This window comes from Rhodococcus sp. (in: high G+C Gram-positive bacteria), from assembly GCF_049286785.1.
GTDB lineage: Bacteria > Actinomycetota > Actinomycetes > Mycobacteriales > Mycobacteriaceae > Rhodococcus_F.
In genome coordinates this window covers 1-10757 of the sequence record NZ_JBAQEO010000725.1, presented here as the reverse complement: position 1 = coordinate 10757, position 10757 = coordinate 1, and the positions used below count along the sequence as shown (strand labels likewise).

Annotated in this window: 12 protein-coding genes; 4 read left to right on the top strand and 8 right to left on the bottom strand. The window is 66.9% G+C overall.

The window, feature by feature from the left end:
- Positions 1 to 346: 346 nt before the first annotated feature.
- A complete protein-coding gene (locus WAW17_RS26295; RefSeq protein ID WP_422335806.1) occupies positions 347 to 1009 on the bottom strand; it encodes an enoyl-CoA hydratase-related protein in 663 nt (220 codons plus the stop codon).
- On the bottom strand, positions 1006 to 1665 hold the full coding sequence (locus WAW17_RS26290) for a TetR/AcrR family transcriptional regulator (RefSeq protein WP_422335805.1): 660 nt from the start codon (positions 1663 to 1665) through the stop codon (positions 1006 to 1008). The genes WAW17_RS26295 and WAW17_RS26290 overlap by 4 nt, the downstream gene beginning before the upstream one ends.
- A gap of 100 nt (positions 1666 to 1765) precedes the next feature.
- On the opposite strand from WAW17_RS26290, the gene WAW17_RS26285 reads away from it, so the two are divergent.
- Both WAW17_RS26285 and bluB read left to right on the top strand, forming a co-directional pair.
- Positions 1766 to 2818 carry a CobW family GTP-binding protein gene (locus WAW17_RS26285; protein ID WP_422335804.1) on the top strand — a complete coding sequence of 351 codons (1053 nt, stop codon included), beginning with the start codon at positions 1766 to 1768 and terminating at the stop codon, positions 2816 to 2818.
- A 35-nt stretch (positions 2819 to 2853) separates the two neighbouring features.
- On the top strand, positions 2854 to 3462 hold the full coding sequence (bluB, locus tag WAW17_RS26280; RefSeq protein WP_422335807.1) for a 5,6-dimethylbenzimidazole synthase: 609 nt from the start codon (positions 2854 to 2856) through the stop codon (positions 3460 to 3462).
- Here bluB and WAW17_RS26275 read toward each other — a convergent pair.
- The 4 genes from WAW17_RS26275 to glp form a co-directional block, all read right to left on the bottom strand.
- Positions 3459 to 4823 (bottom strand): DEAD/DEAH box helicase, encoded by a 1365-nt coding sequence (locus WAW17_RS26275; protein WP_422335803.1) that lies wholly within the window; start codon positions 4821 to 4823, stop codon positions 3459 to 3461. The genes bluB and WAW17_RS26275 overlap by 4 nt on opposite strands.
- Before the next feature lie 313 nt (positions 4824 to 5136).
- Positions 5137 to 5550 carry a molybdenum cofactor biosynthesis protein MoaE gene (locus WAW17_RS26270; RefSeq protein WP_422335802.1) on the bottom strand — a complete coding sequence of 138 codons (414 nt, stop codon included), beginning with the start codon at positions 5548 to 5550 and terminating at the stop codon, positions 5137 to 5139.
- The gene (gene moaCB, locus WAW17_RS26265) at positions 5547 to 6515 is read right to left on the bottom strand and encodes a bifunctional molybdenum cofactor biosynthesis protein MoaC/MoaB (RefSeq protein ID WP_422335801.1); all 969 of its coding nucleotides are present in this window, start codon (positions 6513 to 6515) and stop codon (positions 5547 to 5549) included. The genes WAW17_RS26270 and moaCB overlap by 4 nt, the downstream gene beginning before the upstream one ends.
- Complete coding sequence (glp, locus tag WAW17_RS26260; RefSeq protein WP_422335800.1) at positions 6512 to 7696, bottom strand: gephyrin-like molybdotransferase Glp; 1185 nt, start codon at positions 7694 to 7696, stop codon at positions 6512 to 6514. The genes moaCB and glp overlap by 4 nt, the downstream gene beginning before the upstream one ends.
- A gap of 108 nt (positions 7697 to 7804) precedes the next feature.
- Here glp and moaA point away from each other — a divergent pair, with 108 nt between their 5' ends.
- Positions 7805 to 8860 carry a GTP 3',8-cyclase MoaA gene (moaA, locus tag WAW17_RS26255; protein WP_422335799.1) on the top strand — a complete coding sequence of 352 codons (1056 nt, stop codon included), beginning with the start codon at positions 7805 to 7807 and terminating at the stop codon, positions 8858 to 8860.
- Positions 8853 to 9110 (top strand): MoaD/ThiS family protein, encoded by a 258-nt coding sequence (locus WAW17_RS26250; protein WP_422335798.1) that lies wholly within the window; start codon positions 8853 to 8855, stop codon positions 9108 to 9110. Before moaA ends, WAW17_RS26250 begins: the two co-directional genes overlap by 8 nt.
- Positions 9111 to 9113: 3 nt before the next feature.
- On the opposite strand, the gene WAW17_RS26245 is transcribed toward WAW17_RS26250, so the two are convergent.
- On the bottom strand, positions 9114 to 9884 hold the full coding sequence (locus WAW17_RS26245; protein WP_422335797.1) for an SDR family oxidoreductase: 771 nt from the start codon (positions 9882 to 9884) through the stop codon (positions 9114 to 9116).
- A gap of 4 nt (positions 9885 to 9888) precedes the next feature.
- Positions 9889 to 10728, bottom strand: coding sequence for an ammonia-dependent NAD(+) synthetase (gene nadE, locus WAW17_RS26240; RefSeq protein WP_422335796.1), 840 nt, complete (start codon positions 10726 to 10728; stop codon positions 9889 to 9891).
- Positions 10729 to 10757: the final 29 nt, after the last annotated feature.

Below are 10757 nucleotides of genomic sequence, written 5' to 3'. Positions count from 1 at the left end.
CACACTGGCAGTGTGGGGGTCAGGGGTTCGAGTCCCCTTAGCTCCACCCGATGAGAAACCCTCCTTCGCGAATCGAGCGAAGGAGGGTTTCTCGTTCATATCCCGCCCACCGGGGTCGAACATGAGTTCGATTGCACGAGTAGGGTGAGTTGATGGCTCCCCGCACCGAGACGGCGCCGCCGGTGTGTCCCAACGATCACCCGTTGGTCGCCAATACGTGTCTGGTGGGTTGGGAGGTGTGCGCATGCGCGACAGCGAACAACGGCGGCCATCGCACCCACTTCTGCCGACGATGCGGCGCCACGGTCCGGACACCGCCCTGTAGTGCGGCCATCGTGCCGTCGGGTCAGGGCTGAGTCTGTGTCAACACGGCCGCCGGGGCGGCGAACATGGTCGCCTTGATCGCGCCGAGTGTGACCGCGTCTTTGCCGATCAGTGGGGTCACCAGCTCGGCGGCGGCGATGAGCAGTCCGCTGTCGTCGGCGGTGACATCGACCAGGCCGGAGCCGTGGGCGTCGTGTCCGCCGAAACGGCGTCCCGTCGTCATGGCGGCCACGGCGGTCTGCGGCGTGGTCTTCGCCTGGATCAGGGCTGCCATTCCGGGTGTGAACGGGATGCGGATGTCGATCTCGGGGAAGCAGAAGTAGCCCCGATCTGCGCGCATCGCCCGGAAGTCGTGGGCCATCGCGAACATCGCGCCCGCCCCGAAGGCGTGGCCGTTCACCGCCGCGACCGTGGGCACCGGCAGGGTGAGAACGCGCGCGAGCAGTTGCTGCACGCGACCGACGTACCACTGCGCCCGGTCCCCGTGGCTCGTCAGCCAGTCCAGATCGAGGCCGTTGGAGAAGAACTTTCCGGTACCGGTGGACACGAGGGCGGTGGGATCGCCGGCCTCGACGGTATCGAGGGCGGAGTCGATGGCATCGAGCCATTCCGGAGAGAATCGGTTCTCGTCGTCTCCAAGGTTCAGGACGGCGATCTTGTCTACGTAGTTCAGGGTGACGTTCACGAGAGACCTTTCGAAGTCGGGGGGCGGGTGTGATCGGCGGTGTCGTCGGGTCCGACTGCAACCACGGCTCGCACCGCGGCCTCGAGGCGGCGTCGCATCACCGGGTCGCGGACGCGGTCGCCGTGCAGGAGCAGCACGGTGGGCAGGCCGACGATGCAGGTGTGGATGACGTCCACGGCCAGGCGGTCGCGGCGATCCCAGACTGCGGAGGCGAGGGTCGTCATCAATTCCACCAGTGCCCGGTCCAGGCCGACGAGTTCGGCTGCAAGGGCGTCGGGTAGTTCGGCGCCGAGCAGGGCCTCGCGGCGCACGGTCAGCAGGAGTCGCGCCGACGCGGGGCGTTGTTCGGCGAAGACGGCCGGTGCGTCCGCGGCCGCGACCACCGCGTCGATTGCCTCACCCCGACCGCGGGACGGCGCCGAGAGCGCTGCATCGACCGCGGCCTTCTGAATCCCGAGATAGCGTTCGGCGGCCCGGAGCCATGCCTGCCCGACGACACCCAGCCTCGAACCGAATGCGTGGTAGATCGCACCGTTCGACATCCCGGTGGCGTCGGTGAGGGCACGCAGGGTCACCGCGGCGGGACCGAGTTCGGACGCGATCCGCTCGGCCGCATCGATCAGCGCTCCGAGATCGTGCGTCCGGGGGCGTGGCATGGGCGGAACAGTAACAGATCAAGCGCTCTGTTATCGGTCCGCGACGCCCGGGCTAGGATGGGCGCCCGGTAGTTCGTCGAGGTCCCCGGAGGTCGCAGCGTTGGCGAAGAAGAGAATTCCCGTCGTCGTCGTCGCCGGATTCCTGGGTTCGGGAAAGACCACACTCCTCAACCATGTTCTCCATGACAACCGCGGGGTCCGCGTCGGTGTGATCGTCAACGACTTCGGTGCCGTCAACATCGACTCGATGTTGGTGGCCGGTCAGGTCGATTCCATGGTGTCGCTGAGCAACGGCTGCATGTGTTGCGCCGTGGATGTCAGCGACATGGACGAGATGCTCGATCGCTTGGCGAACCCCTCCTCGCAGATCGACGTGATCGTCGTGGAGGCGAGCGGACTTGCCGAGCCGCGCAACATGATTCGTCTCGTGCTCGGAAGCGGCAACCCGCACGTGGTGTACGGAGGTCTCGTCGTGATGGTCGACGGCGAGCAGTTCGAGCAGACCTCCGACCAGCACCCCGAACTCGTCAAGCATGTCGCGCTCGCAGATCTCGTGGTGCTCAACAAGATGGATCGGATCGACGGCGACCGCCGCGCCGTCGTGGAGGCGATGGTACGGACGTGCAACGAGCGGGTGCCGATCGTGGCTACCGCGCACGGACGCGTCGACCCGGCGCTTCTGTTCGATCGTGAGCCGGGTCGTGAGCCCGCGCCGGGGGAGCAACTCACCCTGGATCGGCTCCTGCTGGATCAGCACGAGGAGTGCGGAGATCACGAGCACTTCCACTCCACGTACGAGGCAGTCGATTTCAGCTCGACGTCGCCCATCGATCCGCGGCGACTCGTCGACTTCCTCGAGGAACGGCCGGTCGGGATCTACCGCATCAAGGGTTTCGTGCACTTCGCGGTGCCGGGGCAGTCGAGGAAATTCGAACTGCACACGGTAGGACCGCATATCCGGTTCACCTCCACGCGGTGGGAGCCGGGAGAAGACAGATCCACACAGTTGGTGCTCATCGGTACCGGTATCGACGCCGAGCACGTGCGCACCCGGGTGGCGGAATGCGTCGTCACGGACGGCGAAGCCGTGACACGTGGAGTGGTGGACCCCGGTGCGATGTTGGGAGTTCATCGCTATACCGTGACGGCGTGAACGAACCGAACCGCTCTCCCGGGCCCACTGTCTCCCTGTACGACGCGATTCGTCGTCGCCGGGATGTCCGAGCGGAGTTCACGGGAGAGCCTCTCGGCAGCGAGGTGCTCAATCGCATTCTCGGTGCCGGACACTGTGCGCCCAGTGTGGGAAACACGCAGCCATGGGACTTCGTCGTGGTACGCGATCCGCAGACGCTCGACACCTTTGCCGAACACGTCTCGGGTGCGAGGAAGACGTTCGCGGAGTCGTTGCCGGACGAGCGGAGGAAGACCTTCGATCCCATCAAGATCGAGGGCATCCGCGAGAGCGGTATGGGTGTGGCGGTCACGTACGACCCGGGTCGCGGCGGCACGCACATTCTCGGCAGACACACGGTCGACGACACCGGTCTGTTCTCGGCGGTACTCGCGATTCAGAACATCTGGCTTGCCGCGGTGGCCGAGAACGTGGGTGTCGGCTGGGTGTCGTTCTACGACGAGGACTACCTCACCGCACTGCTCGGCATTCCCGAGCCGGTACGTCCCATCGCCTGGTTGTGCATGGGCAAGGTCGCAGAATTCCAGCAGGTGCCGGATCTCGAGCGCTTCGGATGGCGACGGCGCCGGCCATTGGCCGACGCCGTGCACCTCGAGAAGTTCTAGCCCTGACGGCGGCGTGAGCTACCGGCAGACGCGGCGCGGGTCGCTCCGCTGGTGGCACCCGCGGTACGCGGACGCCCGGCACCACCGGAACGGGCGCGCCGTGCGCCACCGCCCTGACCGTGACCCTGGCTCCGGCCGCCCTGCGCGCCGCCCGGACGCTGGCCGCGTCCGCCGCCGTTCGAGGCGGGTGCAGCCTTGGGAGCCGGGGTGACGTGCGGTGCGATGGCCCCGACCAGCTCGAGCACGTGTGCCGAGTCGGCGGTGCTTCGCACGGGGGTGACCTTGATGGCGGCCTTGCGCATGAGGATTGCCAGATCCTTCCGCTGTTCGGGCAGTACGACGGTCACGACGTCACCGGCGCTGCCTGCACGCGCGGTCCGGCCGGAGCGGTGGAGGTAGGCCTTGTGCTCGGCGGGCGGATCGACATGGACGACCAACTCGACGTCGTCGACGTGAACGCCGCGGGCGGCGACATCGGTGGCTACCAGCACGCGCGCCTCACCGGCCGAGAAGGCTGCGAGGTTGCGGTCACGGGCTGCCTGCGACAGGTTGCCGTGCAGGTCGACCGAAGGGATGCCGGCCTCGGTGAGCTGGCGGGCGAGCTTCCGTGCCTGATGCTTGGTGCGCATGAACAGGATTCGGCGTCCGGTGCCCGACGCCAGCTTCTCGACCAGCTTGCGCTTGGCCTCGGCGCCGTCTACATCGAACACGTGGTGGGTCATGGCGGCGACGGGGGAATTGGCCTCGTCGACCGAGTGGAGCACCTCGTTCTTCAGAAAGCGCTTGACCAGCTTGTCGACGCCGTTGTCCAGCGTTGCCGAGAACAGCAGTCGCTGTCCGTTCTGCGGAGTGGCCGACAGGATTCTGGTGACGACGGGGAGGAAGCCCAGATCCGCCATGTGGTCGGCCTCGTCGAGCACGGTGATCTCGACAGCATCGAGGCTCACGAACTTCTGCTTCATGAGGTCTTCGAGACGGCCTGGGCAGGCGACGACGATATCGACACCCGCCTTGAGCGCGGACACCTGACGGTTCTGTGAGACGCCACCGAAGATGGTGGTGACCTTCAGGTCGTACGCCCCGGCGAGCGGCTCGAGAGTGGCGGTGATCTGGGTGGCCAGCTCACGGGTGGGGGCCAGGATCAGGCCGAGGGGGCGGCCCGGCCGACGCTTTCCACCGGACAGCTCACCTGCGAGCCGGGCGACCATGGGGATGGCGAACGCGAGGGTCTTGCCGCTACCGGTCTTTCCACGACCGAGGACGTCGCGTCCGCCGAGGGTGTCGGGAAGGGTATCGACCTGGATGGGGAAGGGGGACGTGATTCCCTGGGAGGTGAGCACCCTCACGAGGGGCTCACGCACGCCCAGTGCGGAGAAAGTCGTGTCGGGTGCGGTGGTAGCAGGAGTAGCAGACAAGTGTCAGGGCCTTTCGGGCACAGGGTTGTGCCCGAAGGCCCGATACGGAACGTGGTTCCGTCGGTGCCCGAGCACAGGTTGGCGGCATTGCCGGTCGGCAAGCTTCTTCGCCGTAAGAAGAGCGGATGCACACGGGATGCACACCCAACAGGATTCGGAGTTTCCCGAACTGAATGCGTTCTACGACGCTGGACGACCTCAGTGATCGTCTAGTGCTGCCGAGTCTACCTGCTGTGGTGAGAAACCACCGACCGGGCCGTCACAAACCCACCCACTCCGAGGCCCCGTCGGCGAAATGCTGGCGTTTCCAGATGGGTACTTCATGCTTGATCCGTTCGACCAATTCGGCGCACGCAGCGAACGCCTCCGCGCGGTGCGGTGCGGCGACCGCGGCGACCAGAGCGAGATCTCCCACGGTCAGAGCACCCACGCGGTGCACTGCGGCAACCGGTAGTCCGGTGGCGGCGGCCACGCCTTCGCAACACGTGCGCAGAAACCGCTCGGCATCAGGGTGCGCCTGGTACTCGAGGGCCGAAACAGACTGTCCACCATCGTGATTACGTACGACCCCGGTGAAGACCACGACAGCTCCATGTTCCGGTCCGGTCACGGCGGCGTCGACCTGGGCGGGATCGAGTGGCTGATCCGAGATCTGGGCGAGCAGGCCGCTCATTCGTGAGCACCTCCGCCCGCGACCTGGGCGAGGAGGTGGTCGACGATGGGGTCGAGCACCGCCAGTCCGTCCTTCACCGCGCCGGGTGAGCCGGGCAGATTCACGACGACTGTTCCGTTCGCCACACCCGCCAGCCCCCGGCCCAGTGCGGCGTGCGGTGTGACGGCGGTGCCCTTGTTCCGGATGGCATCGGCGACCCCGGGTAGTTCCCGGTCGAGTACCGCGCGCGTCGCCTCCGGAGTGGCATCGGTGGGGGAGACGCCGGTGCCGCCGGTAGTGACGAGCAGTGCCGGGTATCCGGTGAGGGCGTCGGCGATACCGCGCGCGATATCGGCGTCCGCGTAGACCAGGGGGCCGCGGGTGGTGAATCCCCGCTCTTCCAGCCACGCGACGATGACCGGTCCGGTGCTGTCTTCCCGGGTGCCTCTCGCCCCGCCCGTGGACGCGACGAGCACGGTCGCGGTCCGTGGTGTGACCGAGGCGCCTTCGGATGGTTGTTCCCGCGTCCAGTGCCCTCGCTTGCCGCCGTCCTTGCTGAGCAGCCGAACGCCGTCGAGGGTGGCGGCGGGATCGACGGCCTTGACCATGTCGTGCAGCGTGAGCCCGGCTACCGCCACAGCGGTGAGCGCTTCCATCTCGACTCCGGTCGGGCCCTTCGTTTTTGCTCTCGCCTCGATGGTGATCGCGGTCTCGGTGAAGCCGAACTCCACCTTCACCGACGACAGGGCGAGTTGGTGGCACAGCGGAATCAGTTCGGACGTCTTCTTCGCGCCGGAAATGCCGGCAATCCGGGCCGTGGCGAGAACGTCCGCCTTGGGAAGGTTGTCGGCGCGAACCAGATCGACCACCTCACGAGTGGTGACGAGTTGTCCCGCGGCCACCGCGGTGCGAGTGGTGTCCGCTTTGGCGCTCACGTCGACCATGCGCGCGCGGCCCTCGCTGTCGAGATGCGTCAGATTGCTCATAGGGGAATCACTTTCACGAGTTGTCCGGCTTCGAGAGCGGTCACGTCGGCCGGAACATCGACCAGGACGTCGGCCCAGGCCATGGCGGCAACCAGGTGGGAGCCGGGACCGGAGACGAGTTCCACTCCGGAATCGGTGCGGCGGGCGCGAAGGAACTGCCGTTTGCCCTCGATCGATGTCAGCGGCGCCGCCAGTGGTAGATGCTCGGGTTGCACCGGTGCCAGTCCCGCGGCCCGGCGGATCTCCGGCTTCGCGAAGATCTCGAACGAGATGAGGGCACTGACCGGGTTGCCGGGAAAGTTCAGGACCGGAACGCCGCCGACCACGGCCGTGCCCTGGGGTCCTCCCGGCTGCATGGCCACGTGACCGAACTGCGCGCCCATCGGAGTGAGAGTCTCCTTCACCACCTCGAAATCGCCCATCGAGACCCCGCCGGAGGTGATGACGAGATCGGCCGCCGCGGTCGCGTCACCGAGCAGCCTGCGGAACGTCGCGACGTCGTCGGTGCTGCGGTCGATCGAGACCACATCGGCGCCGTTCGCGCGGGCGCTCGTCGCGAGGGCGATCCCGTTGGAGTCGTAGATCTCGCCCGGGCGCAGCGTGCAACCGGCGTCGACCAGTTCGGCACCGGTGGTGATCACCGCAACCCGGGGTCTGGGGCGGACGGACACGCTGCGGAGTCCGACGGCCGCGAGAACCGCGATGTGCCGGGCGGCGAGCAGGTGACCGGCGGGGCACAGAAGTGTGCCGGCCCGGACGTCGCTTCCGCGTTCGCGCACGAACTCGCCCGCGGCCCGGGACCGGTTGATCCGGACCTTCCCGTCGCCGGGGGTGGTGTCCTCGACGGGAACGACGGCGTCGGCGCCCTCCGGGATCGGTGCCCCGGTCATGATCCGGAAGGCGGTTCCGGGAGTGTGAACGATGTGCGGGACCGGTCCCGCGGCAATCACGCCCTGGACGGGGAGAATCGCGGGCAACGTGGTGATGGAGGCGGCGTCGACCGCGTAACCGTCCATCTGCGAGTTGCGGAACAGTGGCAGGTCCACGGGTGACAGCACATCGGCGTCCAGTGCACGTCCGAGTGCGTCGCCGAGCGGTACCTCTTCGGCGGGACGCGTGTGGAGTCCGGCGAGGAGGCCGGCCACGTCCCGGGCATGCTCCTCCACCGAACGCGCGGTCACGAGAATTCTCCGGCCATGATCGACAATCCTATGCATGCTTCTGCGTGGTGGCCGGACAAGGATCAGCCTTTCGCGGCATACTGTAGTGATGCGCGGTCTGGAGATCAGATGACGACGGTAGCGATGGGCATACCCACCGTGAGATCGTCGGCCTCGCTCGACGGGCGTCCGGACGTCGACCATCTCGTCGACAAATTCGGCCGTGTCGCACGGGACTTGCGTGTCTCCATTACCGAGAAGTGCTCCCTGCGCTGTACCTATTGCATGCCCGAGCAGGGCCTCCCGGCGATTCCGGCGCAGAATCTGCTGACCGCCGACGAGATCGTCCGACTCGTCGGGATCGCGGTGCATCGACTCGGCGTGCGCGAGGTCCGGTTCACCGGCGGTGAACCGCTCATGCGGTCCGATCTCGAGCACATGATCGCAGGATGCGCCGAACGTGTTCCCGGGGTGCCGCTGGCAATGACCACCAACGCTGTCGGGCTGGAACATCGCGCCCGCGCGCTCGCGGACGCCGGTCTCACCCGCATCAACGTCTCGCTCGATTCGGTCGATCGCGAACACTTCGCGAGCCTGACCCGGAGGGATCGGCTGCCGTCGGTCCTGGCGGGTATTCGCGCCGCCGCGGACGCGGGACTGGCTCCGCTGAAGGTCAATGCGGTGCTGATGCCCGAAACGCTCAGTGGTGCAGCAGATCTCCTGGAGTGGTGCCTGAGCGAGGGGTTGGCGCTGCGGTTCATCGAGGAGATGCCGCTCGACGCGGACCACCGATGGGCGCGCGATCACATGGTCTCCGCCGAGCATTTGCTGTCGGTTCTGGGGGGGCGATTCACCCTGAAGGGAATCGGCAGAGACGACCCGGCGGCTCCCACGGAGGAGTGGCTCGTGGACGGTGGACCCGCGACAGTCGGGATCATCGCCTCCGTGACGCGCTCGTTCTGCGCCGACTGCGACCGGACCCGTCTCACCACGGAAGGCACAGTGCGGTCATGCCTGTTCAGTGACCAAGAGGTCGATCTGCGCGGTGCGCTCCGCTCCGGTGCCGACGACGAGGAACTGGCGCAGCTGTGGCGCGGAGCCATGTGGAACAAGTGGGCGGGCCACGGGATCAACACGAAGGGGTTCGCTCCGCCGGAACGCAGCATGGGAGCAATCGGTGGGTGACGTGACCGGTGTTTCGGTTCGGTACTTCGCGGCCGCCGCCGAGGCGGCCGGCTGCACCAAGGAGACTCTCGATATTCCGCCGAGTGCAGACCTGGGCCAGGTCAAAGAGCATCTGCTCGCAAAATACGGACCCGACATGGCGCAGGTTCTCTCGGTCTCCGCGTTTCTGGTGGGCTCCGAGCTCACCCGCGACCTCACCCGGACGGCAGGCACTCAGGTGGACGTGCTGCCCCCGTTCGCCGGCGGCTAGGTGCTAGGAGCCCGACAGCCACTGGTCGAAGGTGATCGTGCCGAACGGGTTGTCCGGAACCAGATTCAACCCTTGCCGCAGGAACTGTCCCATCGCGCCGGGAAGGGGAGTGCGGACCACGATCCCGTGGGTGTGGGTCGCCTTCTTCCAGGCCTCGGCGAGTGAGCGCGCGGTCCGGATCTCCGGACCTCCGACCGTGACGGGACCGTTCGGGGGCGGGTCGGGGCTCAACGCGGCGTCGACCAGGGCCTGGGCCACGTCGCGGGTGTCGATCGTCTGGAAACGGATGTTCGAAAATGCCGGAATGATCCCGACGCGACTGGGCGGCTTGACGATCATGGGAATGAAGTCGTGGAATTGGGTCGACCGGAGGATGCACGTTTCGAGCGGTGAATGTTCGTAGACCAATTCCTGTTTCCGCTTGGCCTGATAGTAGGCGAACCGACCCTGGTCCACATTGGCGATGGACAGGAGCACGGCACGAGACACACCCGCTGCCGCGGCCGTCTCGACGAGATTGGCGGCGCCCTGATCGAAGACTGCACGGGTGCCGCGGGTCTTGCCGTCGGTGGTGTCGACGAGGACACCGACCCCGTCGAGGGCCTCGGGCAGACCTTCACCGGTGACGAGATCGCCGTGCACGTGCTCGATTTGGCTACCGGGAGCCCCGCCGTGCCGGGTCAGGACCCGGACGGAATGCCCACGCGCCAGGAACTCCTTGACCACATGCCTGCCCGCGGCGCCGGTACCGCCCGCGACCAGTACCTGGACCACGATGTCACCGCCACCAGGTGTCGAGGGGGGTGACCGGGACGGTCCGCTTGTGCCGGGTGGCGAGGAACATCGACTCCAGCTTCTTCCCGACGTCGTCGTCGACGTCCTTGCCCTCGAGGTAGTCGTCGATCTGCGCGTAGGTGACACCCAGCGCAACCTCGTCGGGAAGCGCGGGGCGATCGTCCTCGAGATCAGCGGTGGGCACCTTCTTCCAGGTGGTCTCGGGGGCGCCGAGTTCGCGCAAGAGTGCGACGCCCTGGCGCTTCGTCAGTCCGGTGAGCGGGGTGACATCCACACCACCGTCGCCGTACTTGGTGAAGAAACCGGTGATCGCCTCCGCGGCATGGTCGGTGCCGACGACGAGATAGCCGAGCTGGCCGGCGATCGAGTACTGGATGACCATGCGCTCACGAGCCTTGATGTTGCCCCGGACGAAGTCGCGGAGTTCACCACCGTCACCGATGAGGGCGCTGAGGGCGTCGGACGATTCTTTCGCGGTGGCGTCCGCGCCGGGCTTGACATTGACCACGACGGAGCGGTCGGGCTCGATGAACTGCAATGCGATCTGAGCGTCCGACTCGTCGGCCTGAGTCCCGTAGGGAAGCCGCACGCCTACGAACTCGGCCTCGTGTCCCTCTTCCCGTAGTTCGCTCGCGGCCATCTGTGCCAGGCGTCCGGCGAGTGTGCTGTCCTGTCCGCCGCTGATCCCCAGGACGAAGCCCCGGGCAGGCGTGGACCGCAGGTAGTCCTTCAGGAACTGAACACGTTTGCGGATCTCGGCGGCGGGGTCGATGGTGGGCTCGGCACCGAGTTCTTCGAGGATCTGCGCACGGAGATTCGACATGACAGAACTCTAGCGAGTGGCAGCGGTGA

Excerpts from the sequence above, each read along its gene's own strand:
- WAW17_RS26290 (WP_422335805.1), bottom strand. The coding sequence starts at position 1,665 with ATGCCACGCCCCCGGACGCACGATCTCGGAGCGCTGATCGATGCGGCC.
- WAW17_RS26270 (WP_422335802.1), bottom strand. The coding sequence starts at position 5,550 with ATGAGCGGCCTGCTCGCCCAGATCTCGGATCAGCCACTCGATCCCGCC.
- moaCB (WP_422335801.1), bottom strand. The coding sequence starts at position 6,515 with ATGAGCAATCTGACGCATCTCGACAGCGAGGGCCGCGCGCGCATGGTC.
- moaA (WP_422335799.1), top strand. The coding sequence starts at position 7,805 with ATGACGACGGTAGCGATGGGCATACCCACCGTGAGATCGTCGGCCTCG.
- nadE (WP_422335796.1), bottom strand. The coding sequence starts at position 10,728 with ATGTCGAATCTCCGTGCGCAGATCCTCGAAGAACTCGGTGCCGAGCCC.